This window comes from Colwellia marinimaniae (assembly GCF_002207865.1).
Lineage (GTDB): Bacteria > Pseudomonadota > Gammaproteobacteria > Enterobacterales > Alteromonadaceae > Colwellia > Colwellia marinimaniae.
Genome location: NZ_BDQM01000006.1, coordinates 137,936 through 164,331, shown reverse-complemented (window position 1 = coordinate 164,331; position 26,396 = coordinate 137,936). Strand labels below are relative to the sequence as shown.

16 protein-coding genes are annotated in these 26,396 nt (G+C 40.6%); 8 read left to right on the top strand and 8 right to left on the bottom strand.

Annotated features, from left to right (window positions below; genetic code table 11):
* Positions 1-154 precede the first annotated feature (154 nt).
* The 4 genes from MTCD1_RS05945 to MTCD1_RS05930 all read right to left on the bottom strand — a co-directional run bounded on the left by MTCD1_RS05945 (position 155) and on the right by MTCD1_RS05930 (position 6,210).
* Positions 155-2,920 (bottom strand): EAL domain-containing protein, encoded by a 2,766-nt coding sequence (locus tag MTCD1_RS05945; protein WP_057183350.1) that lies wholly within the window; start codon positions 2,918-2,920, stop codon positions 155-157.
* A 651-nt stretch (positions 2,921-3,571) separates the two neighbouring features.
* Positions 3,572-4,012: a hypothetical protein gene (locus tag MTCD1_RS05940; protein WP_057183352.1), complete on the bottom strand. Its 441-nt coding sequence runs from the start codon at positions 4,010-4,012 to the stop codon at positions 3,572-3,574.
* A 165-nt stretch (positions 4,013-4,177) separates the two neighbouring features.
* Positions 4,178-5,956, bottom strand: coding sequence for a sodium:solute symporter family protein (locus MTCD1_RS05935; RefSeq protein ID WP_057183353.1), 1,779 nt, complete (start codon positions 5,954-5,956; stop codon positions 4,178-4,180).
* Positions 5,957-5,958: 2 nt separating this feature from the next.
* Positions 5,959-6,210, bottom strand: coding sequence for a DUF4212 domain-containing protein (locus MTCD1_RS05930; RefSeq protein ID WP_057183355.1), 252 nt, complete (start codon positions 6,208-6,210; stop codon positions 5,959-5,961).
* Positions 6,211-6,593: 383 nt separating this feature from the next.
* Between MTCD1_RS05930 and MTCD1_RS05925 the strand changes: the two genes are divergently transcribed.
* The 3 genes from MTCD1_RS05925 (at position 6,594) to MTCD1_RS05915 (ending at position 10,703) form a co-directional block, all read left to right on the top strand.
* Positions 6,594-8,468 carry a putative nucleotidyltransferase substrate binding domain-containing protein gene (locus MTCD1_RS05925; RefSeq protein ID WP_057183357.1) on the top strand — a complete coding sequence of 625 codons (1,875 nt, stop codon included), beginning with the start codon at positions 6,594-6,596 and terminating at the stop codon, positions 8,466-8,468.
* Positions 8,468-9,184, top strand: coding sequence for an exonuclease domain-containing protein (locus MTCD1_RS05920; protein WP_231733108.1), 717 nt, complete (start codon positions 8,468-8,470; stop codon positions 9,182-9,184). The genes MTCD1_RS05925 and MTCD1_RS05920 overlap by 1 nt, the downstream gene beginning before the upstream one ends.
* 157 nt (positions 9,185-9,341) lie before the next feature.
* Complete coding sequence (locus tag MTCD1_RS05915; RefSeq protein ID WP_057183359.1) at positions 9,342-10,703, top strand: leucyl aminopeptidase family protein; 1,362 nt, start codon at positions 9,342-9,344, stop codon at positions 10,701-10,703.
* A 678-nt stretch (positions 10,704-11,381) separates the two neighbouring features.
* Here the strand turns inward: MTCD1_RS05915 and MTCD1_RS05910 are convergent.
* Positions 11,382-12,131 (bottom strand): substrate-binding periplasmic protein, encoded by a 750-nt coding sequence (locus MTCD1_RS05910; protein ID WP_057183361.1) that lies wholly within the window; start codon positions 12,129-12,131, stop codon positions 11,382-11,384.
* A 145-nt stretch (positions 12,132-12,276) separates the two neighbouring features.
* Positions 12,277-13,722 (bottom strand): MFS transporter, encoded by a 1,446-nt coding sequence (locus MTCD1_RS05905; RefSeq protein WP_057183363.1) that lies wholly within the window; start codon positions 13,720-13,722, stop codon positions 12,277-12,279.
* A gap of 230 nt (positions 13,723-13,952) precedes the next feature.
* Between MTCD1_RS05905 and MTCD1_RS05900 the strand changes: the two genes are divergently transcribed.
* The 4 genes from MTCD1_RS05900 to MTCD1_RS05885 all read left to right on the top strand — a co-directional run bounded on the left by MTCD1_RS05900 (position 13,953) and on the right by MTCD1_RS05885 (position 20,860).
* Positions 13,953-16,046, top strand: a complete 2,094-nt coding sequence (locus MTCD1_RS05900) for a S9 family peptidase (RefSeq protein ID WP_057183365.1) — start codon at positions 13,953-13,955, stop codon at positions 16,044-16,046.
* An 817-nt stretch (positions 16,047-16,863) separates the two neighbouring features.
* The gene (locus tag MTCD1_RS05895; protein ID WP_057183367.1) at positions 16,864-17,958 is read left to right on the top strand and encodes a DcaP family trimeric outer membrane transporter; all 1,095 of its coding nucleotides are present in this window, start codon (positions 16,864-16,866) and stop codon (positions 17,956-17,958) included.
* 773 nt (positions 17,959-18,731) lie between these two features.
* Complete coding sequence (locus MTCD1_RS05890; protein ID WP_057183369.1) at positions 18,732-19,091, top strand: ATP-binding protein; 360 nt, start codon at positions 18,732-18,734, stop codon at positions 19,089-19,091.
* A 134-nt stretch (positions 19,092-19,225) separates the two neighbouring features.
* On the top strand, positions 19,226-20,860 hold the full coding sequence (locus MTCD1_RS05885; protein ID WP_088568915.1) for a methyl-accepting chemotaxis protein: 1,635 nt from the start codon (positions 19,226-19,228) through the stop codon (positions 20,858-20,860).
* A 760-nt stretch (positions 20,861-21,620) separates the two neighbouring features.
* Here the strand turns inward: MTCD1_RS05885 and MTCD1_RS05880 are convergent.
* Positions 21,621-23,999, bottom strand: a complete 2,379-nt coding sequence (locus MTCD1_RS05880; RefSeq protein WP_057183373.1) for a Tex family protein — start codon at positions 23,997-23,999, stop codon at positions 21,621-21,623.
* Between the two features lie 239 nt (positions 24,000-24,238).
* Here MTCD1_RS05880 and greB point away from each other — a divergent pair, with 239 nt between their 5' ends.
* Positions 24,239-24,721 (top strand): transcription elongation factor GreB, encoded by a 483-nt coding sequence (gene greB / locus MTCD1_RS05875; protein ID WP_057183375.1) that lies wholly within the window; start codon positions 24,239-24,241, stop codon positions 24,719-24,721.
* Between the two features lie 34 nt (positions 24,722-24,755).
* Here the strand turns inward: greB and traF are convergent, their stop codons facing one another.
* The gene (gene traF / locus MTCD1_RS05870; RefSeq protein WP_057183377.1) at positions 24,756-26,264 is read right to left on the bottom strand and encodes a conjugal transfer protein TraF; all 1,509 of its coding nucleotides are present in this window, start codon (positions 26,262-26,264) and stop codon (positions 24,756-24,758) included.
* Positions 26,265-26,396 lie beyond the last annotated feature (132 nt).

Genomic DNA, 26,396 nt, shown 5'->3' with positions numbered 1-26,396 from the left:
CGCTGGCATTATGTTAGCGACTGCTAATTTTAGTCGCTATGAGCTTTAGCCGAACAAAGGATGGATATAGCGCCTATATCGACTCCAACACATTAAGGCTCTACTATCCGTTACATGACTTTTCGCTACAAAGCCCTGAATAGCGCTACTTTGCTCACGTTGTTATAGAGGAGACCATCCCTGCTCGCTCCGCTAAGCTAGTGTCCTTGGCTCGCTTAAATGTTTCGATAAATTGGCTAGCTGGCATAGGTCTGCCGGTATAATATCCCTGGACAAAATCACACTTTTCGCCCTGTAGATATTGCAGTTGCGCCTTTGTTTCTACGCCTTCGGCAAGTACATCTAATCCTAACGAGTGGCTCATCTGAATAATTGCCGTGGTAATGGATTTATTATCATCATCATTTTCAAGATCAGAAATAAAACTACGATCTATTTTCACCTTTTGAATCGGAAAACGCTTCAAATAACTCAGCGAAGAATAACCGGTACCAAAATCATCCATTGCCAACTGAAAGCCTGCATCGTGCAAGGCTTGCATCATATCAATGGCTTGATCAACATTATCCATCACCGCGCCTTCGGTGATTTCAAGTTCGATACAATTGGCACTAACATCATGCTGTGCTAGGATCAGCAGCATTTGTTGTAAAAAATCTTTACGCTTAAATTGTACCGGTGAAATATTAATCGCTACCTTAATATCTAAAATCCCCGCATTGACAAAGTTTTTTATGTCACGACAGGCTTGTGCCAGGACCCAATCGCCCAACTCATTGATCAAGCCACTCTGCTCAGCAACGGCAATAAATTTATCCGGAGGGATCATGCCTTTGTCAGGGTGGTGCCAGCGTATCAGCGCTTCTGCGCCAACAAGTGTTTTATGGTCGATAGTAAAAAGCGGTTGATAATAGAGTTCAAAATGGTCTTGAGTCAAAGACTCGGCTAGATCAGTCAAAATCTCCTTGTTTTGTTGCAATTTAGCCTTCATTTCACGAGTAAAGAAACGGGTAGTATTACGACCATCATCCTTCGCCTGATACATGGCAATATCGGCATTGCGCAGTAATTCGTCACAGTTATCGGCATCGTCAGGATAAATAGTTACCCCGATGCTACTGCCGATATTAATATTGTTGCCGTTAACTGCTATCGGTGTTTTCAATAACTTATTGAGTCGCAGAGCAAAGTTCACCGCGTCTGCAATGCTATCAATCTTATTAATAATGAAAGCAAATTCATCTCCACCTAACCGCGCAACCGTATCCGTCTCTCGCCCTGTTTCTGAGAGCCTTAGCGCCACTTGTCTAAGTAGTTCATCGCCAGCTTCATGACCCATGGTGTCATTAATGATCTTGAAGTTGTCTAGATCCATAAAGAACACGGCAAATTTATGCCCATGACGTTTAGCCAGCGCTATCGCTTGCTGCAACCGATCTTGAAATAATAACCGATTAGGCAAACCCGTTAGAGGGTCATGCAGTGCCAAATGTTTTAATTGCTGTTCTGCCTGCTTACGTTCATTTATCTGTAGTGTAAGATCTCGGTTGTTCCTATCTAACGCTATTTTTGCTTGGTTAAAATGATAAGCCAGTAAACCAAATTCATCCTGTCTGCGGTCATCAAGTAATGCTGTGTGAGTATGCTCCCCTTCTGGCACCGATTGCTGCAGTTGCTTGACCATTTTATACATAGGCACGATTAAACTACGTCGGCAATAAATAAAGCCGAAAAAAGCCGCGATAATCATGATTGCGGTCAGTAATATTAAGATCAGGTTTGCCACCTTACTCGCGCTGTTTATCGCCACCTGTTGCGGTGTAACCACAATAACCTTCCACAGGGTTTTTGGCATAATAAATACCGACACGTTCACCGGTTCACCGAGTAAAAAATCCTGCTTACTGATCATCGAAATCGTCTTAGCATTACGGTCATATTTCTGCTCTCGTAGCAGCAACATATTGGCGACAATTAATTGCGCGTCTAAGAGCGATATTTGCTTACTTTGCTCGGCAATGTCCTCAGCCAGTAGTCTATTATTGTCTGCGACAGACTGAATAAACGTTTTATTTATCTCAGTCAATATATCGGCAATAGGCTGAAATAAATCAAGCTTTTCTGCTAGTTGCTTTACTGTTATATATTCTTGAGTTAAATTATTATTATCTCGATTGCTTATTTTAGTTAACTGCTCATCAGGAAAAGACAAAAACTTATTATTACGATCGACGGCATATGCGTAACCGCCAAGTTTAGCGCTACCCTCGCGTAATATACTCTTGAGTTGTTGTAGACTGACATCAACCGTGGCATTGCCGACAAATTTTTGCTGTTGGAACATTGCCACTGTACAGGTTACCATCGGCGCCAATGTATAGGGATCCATATAAGACTTGGACCAAAGGCACTCCCCTGGTTTGCTATAACGACCTGGCACATACCAATCTTCATTGTGGTAACCAGTACTCTCGACATCATTATATTGGTCGAAGTATTGCAACTTACCCAAGCTATCTCGACCCCAAAAAAAACTACGTAGCACTACGCCAGGAGTGAATTGTTCAGGTTCAGGCCACACGCCACCACCAACAATAAAGTCTTGGTTCTCTGGCATATCAAGCATCTGAGGAATAACTTGGCGGAATAGTTGCGGATCTTTAGGTAATGTTTCCCCTACGGCGGCCAAATTTCGAGCTAAAGTTTCCGCAATACTAATGCGCAGTGATATATCGGCGACGATATGCAAACCAGTCTCGTAGATCAACTCCTTATTTTTATTTATTAAATATTCTTTAGCAACGAGATCAACCACCATATACGTTGCTGTGATCATGACTAAAAACAGCACACTCATGCCAAAAGAAAACTTAAATAAAATCGTATTTTTGGGTCTTACCGTCGGTCGAATAACAGACACTCATTCTCCTAAGAACTAGGTATAGTCATAATACAAACTGAATTACAGGGTAAATATACAGCTATTCACTGTATAAACGTGATTAAAATTACCTTATTTATCAATCATATAAGTGTAATTAACTTCATAATTACCACTATCATTCATTAATGGCATTACCATGCAGCTTACGCATATTAAATAGAATATCAATAGGTTGTAATGCTGTGTAATATCACTTGCGCGCTGGAGACTAGCAAGCAAGTGCTTATTGCAAATATGGTCAAGGCGACATTGAGGATTAACAGGGCTTTTATTTCATTGCTGCGCTAACCTAAACTATCAGCAATAACAGCTAATAGTGACGCGTGCTTAAAGCAGCTAGGCAGTATTAAGTAGTTATAGGTGAGATAAGATGAAGCTTACGCTAGGTAAACTCATCTTTGGGTAAATTCAGGCAAGGTTTCATCAGCATCTACATTTTATCGAAGCAGCCTACTCACTAATGTTGCCATTAAGTTGCAGGCAAACAAACTGAATATCACCGGATAAAATGATGACAACAAAGCCCTTTGTATCTCATAAATCAGGCATTGCTTGGGAAAACTAGTCACAGTGACTAGTTCATCAACGACTGTGTTTTTTTTACCACTTACCCGTAAAGTTATTGGCTTACTTCACTGTTTGCGTATAAAACTCACTAATGTACTGTCCTCCTTTAATTTTAGCAATCAGGCGTAGTTTATAGCTATCACCTTTATGGCTAATTAACTTACGTAACTCAGTATTGCTGTGCCAATAATAAGGATTTTTTTGCATGCCTAAAGGGTAAGGTGTTGCCTTATCGTGTTTATCGACTAAAAATAGAGTGACGCTATCAAGCGGAAAAGTAGCGTTCACTTCAGTCACCCCTGCGACATCTGAAATGTTAACTTTAAACTCACCCGATTTCAGTACACAACTTTGATTGATAATATCGCAGTGCCCATCTGGAGATAAGGTGATAAGTTTACTGTCGTTTGCAACAGCCTCTTCATAATAATCAGCGCCAACAAAACCAAAAACAGCTAGGAAAGGGGCCACGATAAAGGCAATCCTTGTGTGTTTATTCATAGGGTATCTTCTTATATTTTTTCTTTAAAAAAACATTTAGTTATCTAAAGACATTAAAACAAATAACGCTAGAAAAAGAAAGGCTAGCGACTTTAGGAGAAACAGTCGTCTAGCCTTTGTATTTTAACCTGACGTGACCTAAGTCACATCTAATCACTTTACATGCTAGTGATCGTGTGCGGCACCAGCACCTGATGGTATACGCATATTTTCAACCATTTCTTGAATATGCTTAGGCGCAGGACCAGTCACTTGTAATGCCACAAAGGCAACACTAAAGTTAACTATCGCACCAATGACACCAAAGGCATTAGGTGAAATACCGAAGAACCAGTTAGGTTCCATGCCACCTAGGAACGAAGTACCTGGGATAAACATAATACCCTTATGTTGGAACACGTACAACATAGTGATACCAATACCTGAACACATACCTGCCACTGCCGCTGGGCCACTCATTTTCTTACAGAAAATACCCATCATTAGTGCCGGGAAGATACTGGATGCCGCTAAACCAAAGGCTAAGGCGACCGTTCCTGCAGCAAATCCAGGCGGATTCAGCCCTAAGTAACCCGAGACGATTATTGCGATAGTCATCACCACTCGGCTCGATAACAGCTCATTTTTCTCGGACATGTTTGGTGTTAATATACCCTTCATTAAATCGTGGGAGATGGAGGAGGATATCGCCAATAACAAACCAGCAGCGGTTGACAGTGCGGCGGCTAAACCACCCGCGGCAACTAAGGCGATAACCCAGTTAGGTAAGTTAGCAATAGCAGGGTTAGCAAGTACCATAATGTCACGGTCAACTTTAACCATTTCATTAATCGCTATTTCTTTACCCGTTTTTTCATCAATTATGATTTTATCGGTATTATTAGCCGTATATTGAATTTTACCATCACCATTTTTATCTTCATACTTTAACAGACCGGTTTTTTCCCAATCTTTAAACCATTGTGGACGCTCGTCATAAACAAGGTTTTGACCGGCTACTGGTTCAATAGTATTCATTAAATTCAAACGAGCCATAGCACCAACGGCTGGAGCAACAGTGTAAAGCAAGGCGATACATACTAAGGCGTAACCCGCTGAAGCACGTGCTGCTTGTACTGAAGGTACAGTGAAGAAGCGCATAATTACATGAGGAAGACCGGCAGTACCTATCATCAGAGATAAGGTGTAAGCGAACATGTTCACTGTGCCACCTAAGTTAGCTGTGGTGTACTCTTTAAAGCCTAAATCAGTTACTACTAAATCAAGTTTATCAAGTAAGTACATGCCACTACCGTCAGCTAAGGTTGAACCTAAACCAAGCTGTGGAATTGGGTTACCGGTAAGCTGTAATGAAATGAATACCGCTGGAATAGTATAAGCAAAAATCATCACCACGTATTGGGCAATTTGTGTATAAGTAATACCTTTCATACCACCAAGTACTGCGTATACCCAAACAACAAACATACCAATGTATAAACCGTTATCATAGTCAATTTCTAAGAAACGAGAGAAAGCAACACCGACACCTTTCATTTGACCAATGATGTAAGTTAATGAAGCGATGATTAAACAAGCAACCGCAACAACACGGGCAGTTTTAGAATAATATCTATCGTAGATAAATTCAGGTACGGTAAATTTACCGTGTTTACGCATATATGGCGCTAACAGCAAAGCCAATAAGACATAACCACCAGTCCAACCCATTAAAAATACTGAGCCGCCGTAGCCCATAAAGGAAATCATGCCAGCCATTGAAATAAACGACGCTGCCGACATCCAATCAGCACCAATTGCCATACCATTTTGTAATGGCGTAATACCACCACCAGCAACATAAAAATCACTGGTATTGGTCGCACGAGCCCACCAGGCAATAGCGAAATATAAGGCGAATGTGCCGAACACGGCAATGTAAGTATATAGTTTTAACTCTTCCATGCTTAGTCCTCCGAGTGATATTTTTTATCAAGCTTGTTCATTTTGGCACCATACCAAAAGATCAAACCTAAAAATGCGTAAATAGAGCCTTGTTGGGCAAACCAAAAACCAAGTTTGTAGCCACCTAGACGAAATTCATTTAATGGTTCAACTAACAGTAAACCTAAACCAAATGAAACTACAAACCAGATGGTGAGACAGATAAAGATCAGACGAAGATTCTCCGACCAATAGGTTGCTTTATTTTCTTCCACGATGTTCTCCTAGCGAATGTATAACGTTAATTAGCGTTTTATAGTTTTATTGCGCTTTGACGCCTTTTTTATAGAGAGTTATAAAAAACTTATAAAAGATAAGTTGTAATAATATAGTCAGTTATGACTGTAATTAATCTAACAAGCTTTTTTTGAGGCGGATATTAGCCTTTAGTCTAGATTGTGACGAAAGCCTACCAGTAAGGCGAAATCTGAGTAATTAGTCTATTTTTACTCATCAGCTGATACTTGTGATTTTACGCAAATAAAATAAAACTTTAGTCTAGGTTTGCGCGATAATTCTTGTCTATACCGCAACAAAACTCTAAATTAACGCTATTACTTGATATTTGATCATTACTGGCTAGATGACGGGGCAAAACATGGCTACTGAACTTTCAGAAATTAGCACGTTTATTCACAGTATTCCGCCTTTTGATAGCTTGCCTAAGCAGGTATTGGCGCAGCTGGTGCGGGAATTAACGATCAATTATGTGCGAAAAGGTGACTATCTGCCGCCAAAAGGCGTTAACGAGCCGAGATTATATATATTGCGTAAAGGGGCTATCAGCTGCCTTTCCTCTGACGGTGAATTAGTCAGCCGCTTGGGTGAAGGCGACTTGTGTGACGCTTTTTATCATCACGATGAGCAGACACTAAGTAATAGTAAAATCACCTCCGAAAGCCCGCTACAAGTTCAAACCGATGAAGATTGTTTGCTCTACAGCGTCAAGGCCGCTGTCTTAGATGAAATAGGAGCACGTTTCCCTAGTATTAGCGATTATTTTAGCCAAAACTCCGCCCAGCGTTTAAAAAATAAAATGAGTCAGGTCAACGAAGAAGCGATTTTATCGTCCACCTTGATGAATACTGCCGTCAGTAATTTCTACCAAAGTCCTATCGCCTCGATTAATGCTGAAAAAACCATTCAGCAAGCAGCTATGCAAATGAATGAAGAGGGCTATTCCTGTTTAGTTGTGATTGACAAAGAAAATCCCGTTGGCATCGTCACTGATAAAGATATCCGTCGCCGTTGTGTCGCTACCGGATTAGCAACCAGTGCAGCCATTAGCGAAATTATGACCCGTGATATGTATACTATTGAGGTGAAAAGCAACGCTTATGATGCGTTAATGATGATGACGGCTAAACATATCCATCACCTGCCCGTCACCCGACATGACCAGCTAGTTGGTATGGTTACCGTCACGGATTTGATTAATAACGAAGGCCATAATGCCATTAATTTGTCGAGCATTATCCACAAAGCACGTACCATTGCTGAGCTAAAAGAAATCAGTCAGTTATTACCTAAATTGCAAATTCGCCTAGCAAAACTAGGCAGCAGTGCCGACCACGTTGGTAAGAGTATCAGCGCTATTACCATGGCATTTACTAAGCGCTTAATTGCGATGGCCGAATATAAGTATGGCCAAGCGCCGGTACCCTATGCTTGGCTTGCTGCGGGATCACAAGCTAGACAAGAGCAGTTAGCACATTCAGATCAAGATAATGCCATTATTATTTGCAACTCCATGAAGCCTTATGATGATGCTTGGTTTGAAAGTCTCGCTACTTTTGTCTGTGATGGTTTAGCTGAGTGTGGTTTTATCTATTGTCCCGGCGATATTATGGCCACTAATCCTAAATGGCGCCAGCCACAAAAAATGTGGCATAAATACTTTACCGATTGGGTTGAGACACCTAGCCCGAAAGCACTATTAAACAGTAGTATCTTCTTTGATTTAGAGACCGTTTATGGTGATGTCTCTTTACTTAACCAGGTAAGAAAAAAACTACTCCATAAAACGCAAAACAACACGTTATTTATCGCTCATTTAACTAAAAACGCCTTAAACTTACGGCCGCCACTGGGATTTTTTCGCGACTTTGTTTTAAAGCAAAATGGTAAACATAGAGCCACTCTCGATTTGAAAAATAATGGCATAGCGCCTGTGGTCGATTTGGCGAGAATTTATGCTTTATCTGAAGGTATTAGTGCGGTAAATACCATTGAGCGAATTCAACAGGCAGCGGGCACACCTTCGCTAAGCAAAGAGTCAGCGGAAAACCTAATTGATGCTTATGAGTTTTTAGGTATGCTCAGAGTTGAGCATCAAGCGAAAGAGTTAATGCGTGGCAAGAGTGCTGATAACTTTTTGTCACCGAAAGAAATCTCTAAGTTAGAGCAAGGGCACCTTAAAGATGCCTTTAAGGTGATTAAAAATCTACAAGATGCTAGACAATCGAGCTACTAATGCCCAGTGCCTCCTTAATTAATTCACCAATGTTCTCTTGGCTGCTGGGTTATGAAGCCAAGCGTAAACTGTTATTAAAAAAAGCACCGGCCGGCGTGTTACATGATTTTTTATCTGTGCCTTTACCCAATATAAATACTCCCATTGATAAAGTCGCTATTTTGGCGGTGGATTTTGAAACAACGGGCCTTAATGCCAAACAAGATAAATTACTGAGTGTCGGTTATATCACCCTTCAACAGCAACAAATTTCACTCAAGTCCAGCTACCATCAAATTATCAAAAGCAAAGCACAACTTGAAGAAAGTAATGTCATTATTCATCACATTACTGATAGCCAAAAAGAGCAAGGACAAGCCTTAGCAACTGTGGTGGCATCTTTACTGCAAGCACTGGCGGGTAAAGTGATGCTGGTACATTTTGCTCGTATTGAAAAACAATTTTTGACTGAAGCTTGTTATGAGCTTTATGGCATGGCACCCAGTTTCCCTATGATAGATACCCTGGCACTGGCTAAGCGCCGCTTAGATAAACGCGATGTTGCTTATGATCCCTCCGAATTGCGCCTTGCCAGCCTACGTCATAAAATACAATTACCCGAGCACCATGGCCATAATGCCCTCAACGATGCTATTGCTACCGCCGAATTATTTATGGCACAAATGAGTAAAGTCAATAAAGATGGCAAGATTACGCTGAAAGATGTCTTACTCTAGAACTGTATAAAAAACATCCCTGATAAAGCTTCTGCTGCAATATCAATTTCAGCTCTATTTTGTCAAATAGTGCTCTCTTTTGAGCGCTAACGCTTCCGCTTTACTGTGCTTAGGTTACAATCAGGACATGCATAAAAATGCCAGACAAAGGATGCTCATGAATAATTTACTGAATGCAGAAAACAACGGTACAGCGTTAATAATCCTTGAAAAAACAGCCTATCCAGCATGGCTTGAACAGCAAGATAAACGTTGTCAGAACTGGTTAGAAAACACCCAGTACAAAGGTGATGGTTTAGCCCTTATCCCTAATAACCAAGGCAAGCTAAGCCAAGCTTTATTCGTGGTTACAGATGCGCATGATTATTTTGCTTGTGGCGACTTAATCAAGCAGTTACCCCAAGGTCAATATTTATTGCAAGCACAAGCCGAACACGTTACCGCGATCAGTTTTGGTTGGTTAGTTGGTGCTTATCAATATGATAGATATATCACCGACAAGTCAGATAAAACATTAGCTAGTTTAGCCATTAACAATGCCGAGATAGTTGCCAGCGCCATTAAATTTGCCCAAGCAACCGCCTTAACACGTGATCTCGTCAATACTCCTGCTGCCGATATGATGCCAGTAGATATAGCCCAAGCTACGTTAGAGCTTGCTGAGACATTTAATGGTGCAGTTACACAAATTATTGGTGACGAGCTATTAGTGCATAATTACCCCACTATTCATGCGGTAGGTCGCGCCAGTATTAATACCCCGCGTTTAATTGATTTAACTTGGGGTGATAAAAGTCATCCACAAGTAACACTTATTGGTAAAGGTGTCTGTTTTGACAGTGGTGGTTTAGATATGAAACCCGCTGCTGGCATGCGTAATATGAAAAAAGACATGGGCGGAGCTGCTCATGTTTTAGGTTTAGCGCAGCTGATCATGGCACATAACTTACCCATTTATTTACGAGTATTAATTCCAGCGGTAGAAAATGCAGTGTCAAGCAATGCCCTTCGTCCAGGCGATGTGGTTACTACGCGTAAAGGTCTTTCAGTTGAAATTCATAATACCGATGCCGAAGGTCGTTTGGTGCTATGTGATGCCTTAGCAGAAGCAGAAAACGATGAGCCTGAATTGATCATAGATTTTGCCACCTTAACCGGTGCTATGCGTGTTGCTTTAGGCACTGAAATAGCGGGATTTTTCTCCAACAATGATCAAATTGCTGCCGAGATCACCTCTGCCGGCAGTAAAATTAGCGATCCGGTATGGCGTATGCCCTTACATAAGCCTTATGATGATTTATTCCAAAGCACTATAGCTGATATGACTAACTGCCCAACCCAGCCTTTTGGCGGTGCTATTACGGCCGCATTATATTTACAGCGGTTTGTTGAAAAGACCGATTGGGTACACTTTGATGTTATGGCTTTTAATGTTCGTCATTTACCTGGTCGCCCCTTAGGTGGTGAGGCTTTTGGTATCCGTGCTGTGTTCGACTATTTACAAGCTAGGTTTAAATAGGATAGGCGGATTAGGTACAGTAGATGTTCGCCGCTGCAAAGTTACCCTGGTCGCCCTTAGGTGGTGAGGCTTTTGCTATCCGTGCGTTATTTATCGCTAGTATGCGACTATTTACAAGCTAGGTTTAAATAGGCTAGGCGGATTAGGTACAGTAGATGTTCGCCGCTGCATAGTGATAGCCTGGTCACCCCTTAGGTGGTGAGGCTTTTGCTATCCGTGCGTTATTTATCGCTAGTATGCGACTATTTACCAGCTAGGTTTAAATAGGCTAGGCGGATTAGGTACAGTAGATGTTCGCCGCTGCATAGTGATAGCCTGGTCGCCCCTTAGGTGGTGAGGCTTTTGCTATCCGTGCGTTATTTACCACTAGTATGCGACTATTTACCAGCTAGGTTTAAATAGGCTAGGCGGATTAGGTACAGTAGATGTTCGCCGCTGCATAGTGATAGCCTGGTCGCCCCTTAGGTGGTGAGGCTTTTGCTATCCGTGCGTTATTTACCACTAGTATGCGACTATTTACCAGCTAGGTTTAAATAGGCTAGGCGGATTAGGTACAGTAGATGTTCGCCGCTGCATAGTGATAGCCTGGTCGCCCCTTAGGCTAATTTACTTTTATAAAGTCACCCTGCCATAACTTAGGCAGGTTGACTTTTTATGCTTTACTCTTTGCACACACACTTAGTGTATTTGATATTTAGCATAGATTTTTTCAATAGTGCCATCGTGCTTTAGCTGTTTTATCACTTTATTGACCGCATCCCTTAAGTCAGCATCTTTAAAGGCCATATGTGAATACACATCCGGCCATAAGCGATGAATGTTAAAGTCACTTTTCTGTATAGGTGTTTCTCCTTGGTAATATTTATGTTCTAAGTCATGCCAAAATATATGAATATCACCTACTCGAATATCTTTCTGGCCCGCGGCCATTAAATAAGTAGTCTCTTTAGGGTGGGAGTGCTCTGAGTAATTAACATTAGCCAATGCCATTTTTTTATACTGCTCACCCAAGAGATCGGTTGCCCCTTGATAAGCGGCGATAGAAAAGGCCTGTAAGTCGTCGATACTTTCGATTTCAAGACCATGGTCCTTCTTAGACACAGCCACATCGGTATAACGGAAAAGCGCCGCAGATAAATAACCATTCACTTTTGCCGCAGAAAATATATTACAAGCGACGTCAATAATCTTGCCGCTGTTAATTTCATGTAGCAATCTATGATTACTCATAAAAATGAATTTAACTTCATATTCAGGTAATTGCTTAAATATTTCTCGGGTTATATCAAGAAACAAACCCTTGTTTTCCGCTTCGATAAAAAATGGCGGGAAATTACCGACACCAACACGCAGCTCTTGTTTGGCAAGTAACAAAGAAGGAAAAACCAGTAAAAAAACAATGAATACCTGCGGGTATATTTTAAACATAGACGAACAAATTGTTGAGAATACTGTAAATCAGTATAAACCAAGTGTTTACTAAATTTAAACAACTAAATTTAAATTACCATGAGTGAAATAGCCGTATAAATGCTCTTTATACGGCTAGAGTACGATTTAACCTAGCTAGGTGCTAAGCAGTTTGTTGTTCGACTGGCTTAACTGCAGTGCTATCAGCCTTAGCATCTAAACGCTTAATCACCCAGCCATAAATAACCAGGGCAATTGCCGAGACAGTCGCGATACCAGCAAAAACATACCAGATATAGTGGGCATTAACGGCTGCCGCTTGCCAAGCTTCATGGCTGGAAAATTTTCTTGGGTCTGGGCAATAAGCATTTAATAAGTAGCCCGACAAACCAAAACCGAGTAAGGAGCTAAAAAATGAATGTAAATGGGAGAAACCCAGGTATAAACCTTCTTCACCTTTAGGCGCTTGCAAAGAAAAATACTCTAAAAATCGCGGTGAAATAAACGACTCAGCTAAACCTTGGAAGACAATGCCGATAATCATCATAAAAGCAATGGGGTGCATTGTCATAAAGCCAAGATCTATATCCGTTGCAATTAAATTGCCCGAGGCCATCAACAAGGCTGACAGGGGCATAATCAACATACCTGTAGTCATGGAAAATAAAGCACTGCGCTTTCTCATCATGGCCGTAACCAGGCTCACCGTTAGTACCACAATTAAGGGGTTCACATTAGCATACCAAGAGGGTGACGCCCCTTCCCCCGCCATACGTAGCACATACTTAGGCATAGTGGCATACAATTGATGCTGCACCATCCAAAAGCCAGTAATAATTAAAATTAATGAAACTAAACGACCATTAGATAACACCTTAAACAAGGCGGCCCATATTTCGGATAAACTCTTACAGTCATCTTTATTTTTAGTATTTTTAAAGAAAAACAACACACTTACAAAAGCTAATAGGGTCATAGCAGCGGCAAAATAATTAAGGTTAATTAAACCCAAATCACCCATAGATTCACGTAAAGGCTTGACGATGGTCTTACCGGAAAAAGCACCGATATTAACCATCATATAAAAAATTGAAAAACCCTTAGCGCGATTAGCCGCCGTGGTTGATTTTGCCACGGTCGCAGTGATTACCGCCTTGATAAATGAGCCACCAATCATGATCACCACCATAATTGGCACTATGGCCCAACGAATGTCTGCTGCAAGCAAACCGGTAAACGTCACTTCTCGGCCATATTGCACCAATCCTTGTTCCTCTAATAAAGCAGGAAAAATAGCAAGACCGGCATAACCTATGGTTAATAAGCCAAAAGCTAGCAGCAAAGAATTGCGAAAGCCTATCTTATCGGCTAAGGCGCCCGTAAAAGTGGGTAATAAATATAAACCAGCAGAAAATGAACCTGAGATCCAAGCGGCTTCAATATCATCAAAACCTAGAATTCTTGAAAGGTATAAAGTAATCACAATGAACACACCATAATAGGCAGCCCGTTCAAGTAACTCTACGCCATTAGCGGTCCAAAAAATCTTTGGAAAACCTCGCCATAAAGTAACGTTTTTTTTCATCTCGGTACTTGCGTCAGTTGTCATAATTTTTATTCTTCTCCTTGTTATTTTTCTTAGTCGCTACATATTGTTACGTTAATTTATTGTCCATTTATGCTAATTGATAAATTTGACAAAATACACACGAGTAACCTCTATTTAATCTCGATTTTTCCTCTTTTCATCGAATTTAATACACTTTCCATTGGTTTCACGCTCAAAAAAACATAAACTCAGGACGTTGAAATTTTTCAAATAGACCTCTAGGACTAGAAATGAAACTAAAAATAAACTCGTTAAAACAGGCCTTAGCGCTCAGCTTAGGCTTGCTTACTTGCTCAGTCGCCACAGCGGAACAAACAAGCAAAGTTATTACCGCTGAAAACCTGGCCACCTTGCAATCCGTTAGCCAAGCACAAGTAAGCCCAAGTGGTGAATATATTGCCTATACTCGCTCAGTTCCTCGGGAAATCTATGTTGAAAAAGACGGTAAAAATTGGGCTGAGTTATACCTAGTGAATGATAAAGGCGTAGAGCGTGCTTTTATTACTGGCAAAGTAAATGTTAGAAATATTCAGTGGTCTGCTGATGGTGCATTAATTTACTTCTTAGCCAAAATGAATGATGATAAATTCACTGCTCTTTATCAAATCCCTACCAACGGTGGCCAAGCACAAAAATCAGTGCAGTTAAAAGACACCAACATTGCGCACTATGCGCTGAGCAGTGATAATAAAAAAATTGCTATATTGGCGAAAAAAGCCAAAGAAAAATCAGTTAAAAAACTACAAGATTTAGGCTTTAAAGCGGAAGTTTTCGAAGAAGAGCTAAGCAATCAACTTTTATACCTAATCGACCTTACTCAGTCTGATAAAGCGCTCACGCCTGAAGCATGGGACATCAAGGGTTATGTTGCTGATGTTCATTTTTCGCCAACAGGTAAAGAGTTATTAATAAAAACTCAACCTACCGCCTTAATTGATGACAAATATATGAAGTCACAATGGCACATTGTTGATATCGCTAAAAAAGTGGTTAAAACTTCTTTTGCTACCGCAGGAAAATTAGGCGCAGCTGAATTTTCCTATGATGGTAAATATGTTGCCTTACTTGGTGCTCAAGACCAGCATGACCCAGCAACAGGTCGCTTATTTATAGCGAATGTTAGCTCAGGCAAAGTAGCTAACTGGTTACCAGATTTTAACGGTCACGTCAGTGACTTCGAATGGTCTAATAAGCGCAATGAATTATATTTTATCGCCAATATAGGCACCCAGTCTGTTGTTGCCAAGATAAAGCCTGGCACTAACAAATACCAAACAATTATTGCCGGTGGACAATTCATCGCCGCTAACTTGAGTATTTCTGACTCAGACAAAACCATTGTGGTCAAAGCCAACAGTGCTCAGCATCCTAACGAAGTATTTATGCTGCGCGGCAAAAAGCAAACGCGTTTAACCGACTCAAATACTTGGTTAAATGATGTTGCCTTAGCGAAACAAGAAAGCCTTACTATTAAAGCCCGTGACGGTGTTGAAATTGGTGGTGTGTTAATTTATCCACTTAATTACAAAAAAGGTCAGCGTTATCCATTAATCATGTCAGTGCACGGTGGCCCAGAAAGCCATGATAAAGATGGCTGGTTAACCGCTTACTCTCGTCCTGGCCAATTAGCGGCTGCGCAAGGTTACGTGGTATTTCACCCTAACTACCGAGGTAGCACAGGTAAAGGCGTAGACTATTCTAAACTGGGTCAAAATGATTACGCGGGTAAAGAATTTGATGATTTAGTCGACCTTAAAAACCACCTGGTTAATATTGGTTTAGTGAATGAGAAAAAAGTGGGTATCACTGGCGGCTCATACGGTGGTTATGCTTCAGCTTGGGGTGCAACTAAATTAACTAAACACTTTGCCGCCAGTGTCATGTTTGTTGGTATTTCTAATCAGTTATCAAAGTTTGGTACTACCGATATTTCCAACGAAATGAACTTAGTTCATGCGCGTTCATATCCTTGGGACAAATGGCAATGGTACTTAGAGCGCAGCCCTATTTATTGGGTAGAGCAATCTGAAACACCATTACTCATTATGCACGGTAAAGCCGATCCACGTGTGCATCCAGCACAATCTATGGAAATGTACCGTTACATGAAAGTACGGGGTAAAACCGTGCGTTTAGTTTATTACCCAGGCGAAGGCCATGGTAATAAACGTGCCGCAGCAAAATACGATTACAGCTTACGTTTAATGCGTTGGATGGATAACTACTTAAAACATGATAACCAGCCAATGCCCGCACATGATTTACCTCATGCGGCGAACTTAACGGCGAAAAAAGAAACAGAAACAGAAACAGAAAAAAGCTAATTAAAGCATTCTAAATATTAGCCTAAGGCCAAGTACTGCTGTGCTTGGCCTTTTTTGTCTTTATCTTTTCAGAAACCGCCCCTGCATACAAATAGCTAGTCAATTAGCCACCACTTTAGCTGAGGTGCTCGGTAATGATGCTAGCTTAAATTCAAATCCCCTTGCTAGTACAATGTACTGAGATGATTTACGCCGGCGCCGTTGATATCAATGGGTTATACCAATGTCATTAAATTATTGCTCACTTATGGGGGTAAAATACTTCACGTCCGCGTTCCTCTCAATCCCAATAGCCAGTAATTTCTCAATCGAGCGTCTTGCCCTGATTTATTTTTTCTATGCACAATAAGACCACAAACTTAATGAAAGTGGTATTACTTCCCGACTCATAACAAGTGCTGCTCTAAACCTTTTACCGATAACACGGATAAATTCCTCTTACAAACCTAAAAACGAGATACCAGTGAAATTATGCACCAGGTCTCAACGGCCATTTTTATTCAAGGTATACATTGCGGCGGTTTTAGCATGGACTCACAGCTCAATAAATTTCAAATAATGAAGCTTTTTAATAAAAATCGACTAAAGTCTAAGTGATTTTTCTGGCAATGTAGACTTAGGTCTAATTCCTTTTGTTCACTTTACACTCTAAATTATTATTAGATAACAAAAAGAAAAAACACCATTAAATAAAATAACAAGCAGCATTTATAGCCAAAACAGCTCAAGTAACTTGGCTATAAAAGCACACAGAAAATTGCAACAAAGACATTACAATAAGTCACACTATAATAAGTAAGCAAAAATGGGGAATACCATGTTTAAGAATTCATTATTTAAGGTTAAAAAATTAGTACTGGCAACCACCTTATTAGCAGTTACCGGTGCCGCTAATGCCGGTTACACCATTAAACTAGATGACGGTGACAGCCTAACTTTTGGGGGTTACGTGAAAGTTGATGCTCGCTATATTAGTGGCGATATTGGCGCTACTGATTATTGGTACGGTGGTGGCACTGTCCTAGCAGAAAGTCATTCAAACTTTGGTATTTCTGCCAATGAAACTCGCTTTAATACTAAATATATCCATGGTGATGTTACCGGTTTTATTGAAATTGATTTTTATGGTGACGCGGTTAAAGGTGGCGGTAATGAACTCATTTCTAATTCGTCAAATGTGCGTTTACGCCATGCCTTCGTTAAGTATAAAAATGTGCTAGTGGGTCAAACATGGACTACGTTCCAAAATACTAGCTCGCTGGCTGAAGCAGCCGACTTTGGTGGCCCATTAGTGGCCTCGGCCTTTATTCGTCAAGGGCAAATTCGTTATACCATGGGCGCCTTACAACTTTCCATTGAAAACCCGGCATCATACGGCGGTAATAACATCGCCCAAGGTGGTACAGCAAACGACAGCATTCCAGACTTTATTGGTAAATACACCTTTAAGGGCGATTGGGGTAATGTGTCCTTATCCGGTTTAGCGCGCCAATTAGAAAGCAAATCAGGCAATACAGAAGCGGCAGTCGGTGTTGGTGTTGCTGGTCGTATTAATACTTTTGGTAAAGATGATTTCCGTTTTCAACTACATGCGGGTAATACCGGTCGTTATGTTGGTGTAACGGCGGCAACGGATATGGTCGGTGAAGAAATAGAAGAGTCTATTGCTGTTATGGCTGCCTATCGTCACTTCTGGACGGAAACCTTACGCAGTTCAGTGTTTTTCGGCTACCAAGAAACTGAAGAATCTGATAGAGAGCGCTATCATGTTGGTGTTAACTTATTCACCAACGTCACTAAGCAGCTTTCTTTTGGTATTGAAGTCGGTAGCTTTGCCATTGACGATAATGCACCGGGCGCCAAAACTGGCGACTCAGCGTACTTACAGTTCTCAACTAAATTCGTACTATAGTCTGAGCCAGAAAAGCACAGATAAAGCGAGGCAATTTAATGTGACATCTTGCGTTAGTTAACCTCTTTTGAGGTTATTTTATAGGGAAGCATTTGCTTCCCTTTTTTTATACCAAAGCATTAACTTGTCTATCCTATGACCTATACTAAAGTATTATTCTCCTACCTTAGGCTAATAAAATTCCCCCTAATACCGGCAAACAAGCCTTTCTAGCTGCACTCGCTTTTCTGATTTTTATCATACCGCTGCTCCTCGCCGATGAAGTCTCTTTGTTAACGACTTGGTTATTCATTTTTATTAGTTGGTCATTCATCATTTTATTATCTGCTTTGAGCCCATCAAAGGATGATAATAACACCGCCAAGCAAACTGATTAGCGCTACAGGAATAGCCCTAAGTGATTTCATTTAGCCAGATAATCATAATATTATCCATTTATATTATCTCACTGTTTTCTTGGCTCAATGGGGCAGTCGGACAGTAAAAGCGCGAAAAAAACACGCAACTCTGCCAACACCTACGCCTTGAGTCTTGCTGTTTTTTTTGTACCTCATGGACCTTTTTTGGCAATATTTCCGTCTCGACTAAACAAGGACTCTTTCCAGTTGCCTTATACCTAGGCACTACATTAACCTTCATTTTTATGACGCCATTGTTAAAAAATATGGTGCTATTGAAAAATGGATTTCACTCAACCAGTATTGCTGATTTCATCTCGGCTCGTTATAAAAGGTCGCAAGCGTTAGCGGCATTAATTAGCTTACTGTGTTTAGTTGGCATCATACCCTGGTGCCATTGCCCAAATCACCAATAACTTGATCATCAATAGTTTGGTACACGCCTTTAGTGAGCAAAACGATAGCGGTGACGAAATAACCATTCAAGTTAAAGCCTTAGCTGAAAGTATAGAGTTACTTTATGGCGATAATGGCTGCAAGTTAGATGAAATCACTAAAGCACAATTATTTGAACCTTTTTATACCACCAAAAGAGGCAAAGGTGGCTCAGGTCTAGGAGCACATATAGTCTACAACCTAGTTACGCAAAAATTAAAGGGCTCTATAGAGCTAATTACCGATCAAGCTCAAGGTAAAACGTTTAAAATAAATATCCCGCTAACGGTCGATTTATAGCAGATAAAACACTGACAGAATTAGCAATAAATTGTTGCTTTATCAACGACTTTATTTTTATTTTACTTTGAGTAATTATGATAAAAATTGAACTAAACTGATAAATACAGTTTGAAAATAGAGAAGAATAGCCTATGAGTTTTTTACGTGAATTCACCATACAGCAAAGATTAGCCATGCTGGTGGCATTAATTATTATTGGCCTCACGGCGCTAGATGCCATGAGTTTGTCGGAAGAATATCAGTCATTACTCGCACAAAAAAAATCAACCACTAACGAGTTAATCGATAGCACTTACGGCATTATTGAACATCATTATGCCTTACAACAAAAAGGTGAGTTAACTGAAGCACAAGCACAAAAGCAAGCGCTAAGTATTATTGCAAGTTTACGCTACGATACCAATAATTATTTTTGGATCAACGACTTTACCCCGACTATGATCATGCACCCCATAAAACCACAGCTCAATGGTAAAAATATTGGCGGTATTAAAGACCCAGATGGTAAAGCTTTATTTATTGATATGGTTAATATTACTCGGGCAAAAGGCCAAGGCTTTGTCTATTACAAATGGGCTAAACCTGGCTTTGATAAGCCGGTCGACAAAATTGGTTTTGTTAAAGGATTCACCCCTTGGCAATGGATTATTGGTACTGGTACCTATTTAGATGATATTGACGCTACTTTTGTCGAACAACGTAATAGGGTTATCATTGATAGCATAGTTATTGCCTTTATTATTATGGTTTTAAGTTACGTTATCGGCAATAGTATCTTAGTGCCGGCCCGCTCCGCCGCCGAGTTAATGAAAGATATAGCCCAAGGTGAAGGCGATCTGACCAACTCTTTAGATGATAGCGGACAAGATGAGATTTCTCATTTATCTAAATACTTTAATGAGTTCATCGGTAAGATGCGGCAGTTACTACAAGATGTCACCGATAATACCTCGCAAGTGTTAGACCATGCAGAAGCGGTTGCTGATGCCAGTGAGACCACCCAATCGCTGATACAAAGCCAAAATGATATTACTGCACAAGTTGCTACGGCAATGGAACAAATGACCTCACAAATTAAGGAAGTGAGTGATAATGCTAGCTCTGCTGAGCAAGCGGCCAATGATGCCAGAAATAATACCTCGGACGGCAAAGAAATCATCTCTCACACCATTACGCAAATGCAAACGCTGTCGAGCAATATTGATGAGGTTAGTCAAGTAGTCGCTAGTTTAGCCTCTGAAAGTGACAATATAGGCTCAGTACTTGATGTTATTAGAGGGATTGCCGAACAAACTAATTTATTAGCGCTAAATGCAGCGATAGAAGCAGCACGCGCCGGTGAACAAGGTCGCGGTTTTGCCGTAGTGGCTGATGAAGTACGTACCTTAGCTAACCGTACGGAACAAAGCACTAATAAAATTCAGCAAATGATACAGAAACTTCAATCTGGTGCTCAAGAAGCCGTTGCCGCGGTGAAAGTCAGCCAAGATATTTCCCTGAAAACCGTAGAGCAAACAGCAAAAGCCGATGGGTCTCTTAACGAAATAGATCGTTTGATGGTGGTTATTTCTGATATGAATACACAAATAGCCAGAGCTACCGAGCAACAAAGCCAAGCGGCTGACGAGGTTAATTTACGTATTAATGATTTAGCGGGCATGACCGAGGAATCACTGGCTACCACCGAGCAGCTTAGTGAAACGAGTCAGAAATTGAAAGTAAGTAGCAATGCCATGTCAGAGGTTGTTAGTCGCTTTAAAATTTAGCTTAAAACTGAAAAATACCAATACCAATGGCACTAACTAAGTGATCATGTGCAAATGGCATAAAAAAGCCAGTAATACCTATCGATTAAGATAATATTACTGGCTAAACCATCAAAAATTTTAAAGTCGAAGTGAACTCCGTAGAATTCTAAAGCTGTTACTTAGTGATTATGTGTCCTGGAGCATAACCACTAAGTTCCATGCTTTGCTGTTACTTACTTAGTGAGAGAGCATTCACTGCCTAAGCAACGAAACAAATGATAATCATTCTCATTACTATAGTCAACACTATTTGTTAACTTTTATTAAGTAATACCACTTTTATTAAGTTTGTGATCTTGTGGTGCATAGGAAAAATAAATCAGGGCAAGACGCTCGATTGAGCAATAGCGAGCTATTGGAATTGAGAGCAACGCTAACATGGAGTATTTTAACCCGCACAAGTGAGCGATATAAGTTAATGAAATTGCTATTAATGCTTACATTGATATGACGGGCATAAAAAAACCAGTAATACCTATCGATTAAGATAATATTACTGGCTAAACCATCAAAAATTTTAAAGTCGAATTAAACTCCGTATAAGGCCAAAGTAGGTACCTAGTGGTTATGTGTCCTGGAGCATAACCACTAAGTTCCGTGCTTTGCTGTTGCTTATTTAGTGAGAGAGCATTCACTGCCTAAGCAACGAAACGAATGATAATCATTCTCATTACGTTAGTCAACACTATTTCGACAGTTAATTTAATAAAACTGTCTTTTATTTCTTAAATTTAGCAAAAGCATCGGCGAAAGCGTTACCCATAGCGGCATTATCACCTTTTTTAACTTTCGATTTATTTTGCGTTGCTGATGGTTTTTTTTGATTATGGCTACTGTTTTGCTGATTTTTCACTTTATTGCTATCGCGCTTACCACCCTCTTTAGCTTGATAAGGCTTGTTAACTCGGGCATTAGTTTGCTCATCCAATCGCATGGTTAAACTGATACGCTTACGAGCCGCATCAACTTCTAACACTTTTACCTTAACAATTTCCCCCGCCTTGACAATTTCACGTGGGTCACTGATAAACTTATCAGTTATTGATGAAATATGTACTAAACCGTCTTGGTGTACACCAATATCAACAAAAGCACCGAAATTAGCCACATTAGAGACCACACCCTCAAGTATCATGCCAGGGATTAAGTCTGCCATAGTATGAACACCTTCAGCAAAACTCGCGGTTTTAAACTCAGGGCGCGGATCTCTCTTTGGTTTTGCTAGCTCTTCAATAATTCCCTTGACCGTGACTTCACCAAAGTCATCATTTGTTAACTGACTTATATCTAACGCTTTTAATTGTGCACTGTTATTTAGTACCTCAGTTACATTCAGTTGTAATTGTTTGATAATTTTCTCTACCAAGGCATAACTTTCCGGATGTAAGGCCGACTGATCTAACGGGTTATCTCCGTCAGTAATACGTAAAAAACCGGCTGCTTGCTCATAAGCTTTTGGCCCTAAGCGGGCAACTTTTTTCAATTGTTTTCTATTAGTAAAACGCCCGTGGCTATCTCGAAAAGCAACAATGTTATTAGCCATAGTTTTGTTTAACCCTGAAACACGTGTCAATAACGCTGCTGACGCACTGTTTAAGTCAACACCAACAGCATTGACACAATCTTCAACGACATCGTCAAGGGTTTTACTCAGTTGGCTCTGACTGACATCATGCTGATATTGGCCAACCCCTATTGCTTTCGGGTCAATTTTTACTAATTCAGCCAAGGGATCTTGTAATCGTCGGGCAATAGAAACTGCGCCACGTAATGATACATCTAGGTCAGGAAATTCATTGGCAGCAAATTCAGAGGCAGAATAAACAGAGGCGCCGGCCTCACTAACAATCATTTTAGTGAGTGTTAATTTACTTTCATCGTCTTTAAAGCTTTGTATAACCTCGGCAACTAATTTGTCACTTTCACGTGAACCAGTGCCATTACCAATAGCCACTAGCTCTACTTTATGTTGGCGACAAATACTGACTAGGGTGCGCACGGATTTATCCCAGTGTTTTTGTGGCACATGCGGGAATATAGTGGTGGTGTATAATAATTTTCCGGTGCCATCAACAATGGCAATTTTACAACCGGTTCTTAAACCCGGATCCAAGCCAAGAGTCACTTGTGGTCCAGCTGGTGCAGCCATTAACAAATCAGCAAGGTTATTAGAGAAAACATCGATCGCTTGTGTTTCTGCTTGCTCGCGTAAACTACTGAGTAATTCATTAGTTAAACTGATACTTAATTTAGCTTTCCAAGTTAATTGCACTACCTTGGTTAAGAATTCAGCACCTGCTTGTTTAGTTAACCGCAACGTTAAGTGCTCACTAATAATTTGTTCTGCGCTACTACATGCCCTGGCATCTTGTCCGGGATCGACATCAATATTAAGCTGTAAAAAACCTTCATTCCTACCACGTAACATCGCTAACATTCGATGTGAAGGTACAGTTCTCAGTTTCTCACTATGCTCAAAGTAATCACGAAATTTTGCGGCGGCTTTATCTTGGCCCTTAACAAGCTTGCTGGTTAAGTGCGCCTGTTTTAATAAGTGACGACGCAGCTTTGCTAATAAATTGGCATCTTCGCTAAAACGTTCGGCTAAAATATAACTCGCCCCCTCAAGTACCGCTTTTACCTCGGCAAAACCAGCCGCCTCATTTATAAAAGCTTTAGCTTCCTGCTCAGGAGAAAGTTGCCAGTTATTGAATAGTTTATTCGCCAAAGGCGTGATACCGGCCTCACTGGCTATCTTGCCTTTAGTACGGCGCTTTGGCTTATAGGGTAAATATAAGTCTTCTAAACGAGTTTTATTATCGGCTTGCTGAATTGATTTTTCCAGCTCAGCGCTAAGCTTATCTTGCTGCTTGATACTGGTTAAAATCACCTGACGGCGATCCTCTAGTTCCCGTAAATAACTTAACCGCTGTGCTAAATGACGCAAATGATTATCGTCTAACCCTTGGGTGACTTCTTTACGGTAACGGGCAATAAATGGCACGGTAGAGCCATCATCAAGTAAGGTAATAGCGGCATTAATTTGTACCGCGTTAACATTGAGTTCTTGAGCAATTTGCTCGGCAATAGTTAACATTAAATTGAAATTCCAACAGCATTAAGAGTAGACAGACATGATAACAGAAAACTATTCTGACGAAAATTACCTAGGCTAAGGTAATGAAATTACTCACTGCCAAGCGGACTCTGTTCGCTACTTGCTACACTTTTATCGCTCGCAATGAGGTAAAACATATAAAAAAGCATTAATAGCAATAAACAGATTATTATTGATATTATGTGCTGCGAAGCGAAACCAATAAAAGATATCTTGCTATGAAAAGATCAAATTACATTACCCGCGCAGGCTGGGACCGTTTAGATAAAGAGTTAAAATTTCTTTGGAAAGATGAACGCCCTAAAGTTACTCGCTCAGTCAGTGAAGCAGCAGCGCAAGGCGATCGCAGTGATAATGCTGAGTATATCTATGGCAAGCGCCGTTTACGTGAGATAGACCGAAGAGTACGTTTTTTAATGAAGCGTACCGAAGACTTAAATATAGTCTATCCAGATCCCCAGCAAGAAGGACGGGTATTTTTTGGTGCTTGGGTGACCTTAGTTACTGAAGATGATATTGAAGTGGTTTATCGTCTGGTTGGCCCGGATGAATGGGACGTTAAACGAGGAGAAATCAGTATCGATTCGCCTATGGCTCGCGCATTATTAGGCAAATCTATTGACGATGAAGTGGTAGTAAAAGCCCCTGAAGGTGAGCGTATTTTTGATATTATTAAGATTAGCTATAAAGCTGCACTATAAAGCTACATTATAAAAGCACTATTGTGCTAGCCAGCTAGTAATCAAATTGTATACCTAAACGCAGATTAATGCCGCGCCGCAGCTCATTTCCATTTAAAATAACCTTATCTATGGTAGTGGCAACATCAAGATTAATAAATTTCAGTACGGTAACGCCGGCATTAACATAACCTAAGCCAGTACCGGCTAAATTTCTGCTCATACCTAAACGTGCGCTGGGTAACCACCAACTATCGCCAGCATAGCCTGCCGTTAAGGTAAACCATTGATACTCGTCATGCATAGGGTCATCAATAGGGTTAGCATCTAATTCAACATTTAAGCTCCAATGGCGCTGATCGGTATATATACCGGCTTCAAGCTTCAGCTGACGTTCCATGGTAAATACCTCGTGCTCATTCAACAGGCTGAGAATACTTGCGGAACTAAACCGCCGTCTATCAAGCTCAGGAAAGTCATAGGTGTGTTCGAATAAGCTAGTCAATGCAGCACCCAGCTGATAATGATCAGCTGCCCAAACAATACCTAAATCAAGGTCATAACCATTCTCATAAATAAAGTCAGCATTTTTTATATCGTCAAACAAGCCTTCGGTATCGGTAATATCACCAATACGCGTACCGACATTCGTTAAACCAACACGATAAAAAGTCGGCTTAACCCCCCAGTATAAATCTCCTGCATCACTTGCCAGTGCCTTACGACTATAAGACAAGGAGAACTGTGATACTTTTGCCGCTTTAATCAATAATAGACTGTCATTGTCCACAGACATTTTGAATTTATTATTGGCCGGATTATAAAATAAACTGATACCGCCGGAGAGATCAAGCTCTTGCACTGGGTCATTTTCAGTAAAAGTCGGAATTCTTTGCAACTCACTTCGCGCTTGCTCGACATCAAGGTTAATATCCTCAAAAATCCCTACCGCTTTTGAATTACCTTTAAAAGACATGCCAAACAATAAAGTACCACCTAATAAGTCTTTACTCAGCACAAGGCTGGCATTACTAGTGGCTTCGGCTTTGCCATAGCCCTCAGTAGCAATCAAAGCTAACGCTGCTGCAGTAGTGGCTATTTTGACTTTAATGATATCAAGGCGATCGGCTAACTCAGGAGTATTGGCAAAGAGATCTTGCCAAGTGTAATCTCTGCTTGGGTTTTCTACTGTTGGCGATGATGGTGGTTCAGATGGCTGACTACCATCATCGCCTGCACCGGGTGGATTAAACAAAAAAGATAATTCATCGATTTTGGCAAATAATTCATCGAGATTGCCGTATTCAATGCCGCCACCCAATTCGATAGAGCCACCCGTCATCACCTGCGGATCTTTTCGGGCAACAATTAAGGCCGCCGCCGCAGGGTTACCGGCATTAGATAATGATTTTTGCGAATAATTAAGGCTAGCACTGCGGGGTTGAATGTCTGCCCAAGCATTGCTACTTAGTGCGGACAGACTGAGTAAAGTAACAACAGCTAGGGCATTGTGCTTAGCGGTTAGTTCAAGAAAACGTGTTTTTAATAAGCTTAATGACGGCAAAATATCGACCCTAATTAGTTATTAGTGATAGGTAACAGCTACTATTAATAACCTAGTTTAACATGTTGATAAAATTACACCTTCATAAAGCAATAAAACCACCAAATAATGACAACTTTATACAAGCGACTA

Bases quoted from the DNA above. Each gene is read 5' to 3' on its own strand.
- MTCD1_RS05940 (WP_057183352.1), bottom strand. From the start codon at position 4,012: ATGAATAAACACACAAGGATTGCCTTTATCGTGGCCCCTTTCCTAGCT.
- MTCD1_RS05935 (WP_057183353.1), bottom strand. From the start codon at position 5,956: ATGGAAGAGTTAAAACTATATACTTACATTGCCGTGTTCGGCACATTC.
- MTCD1_RS05925 (WP_057183357.1), top strand. From the start codon at position 6,594: ATGGCTACTGAACTTTCAGAAATTAGCACGTTTATTCACAGTATTCCG.
- MTCD1_RS05920 (WP_231733108.1), top strand. From the start codon at position 8,468: ATGCCCAGTGCCTCCTTAATTAATTCACCAATGTTCTCTTGGCTGCTG.
- MTCD1_RS05915 (WP_057183359.1), top strand. From the start codon at position 9,342: ATGAATAATTTACTGAATGCAGAAAACAACGGTACAGCGTTAATAATC.
- MTCD1_RS05910 (WP_057183361.1), bottom strand. From the start codon at position 12,131: ATGTTTAAAATATACCCGCAGGTATTCATTGTTTTTTTACTGGTTTTT.
- MTCD1_RS05905 (WP_057183363.1), bottom strand. From the start codon at position 13,722: ATGACAACTGACGCAAGTACCGAGATGAAAAAAAACGTTACTTTATGG.
- MTCD1_RS05900 (WP_057183365.1), top strand. From the start codon at position 13,953: ATGAAACTAAAAATAAACTCGTTAAAACAGGCCTTAGCGCTCAGCTTA.
- MTCD1_RS05895 (WP_057183367.1), top strand. From the start codon at position 16,864: ATGTTTAAGAATTCATTATTTAAGGTTAAAAAATTAGTACTGGCAACC.
- MTCD1_RS05885 (WP_088568915.1), top strand. From the start codon at position 19,226: ATGAGTTTTTTACGTGAATTCACCATACAGCAAAGATTAGCCATGCTG.
- MTCD1_RS05880 (WP_057183373.1), bottom strand. From the start codon at position 23,999: ATGTTAACTATTGCCGAGCAAATTGCTCAAGAACTCAATGTTAACGCG.
- greB (WP_057183375.1), top strand. From the start codon at position 24,239: ATGAAAAGATCAAATTACATTACCCGCGCAGGCTGGGACCGTTTAGAT.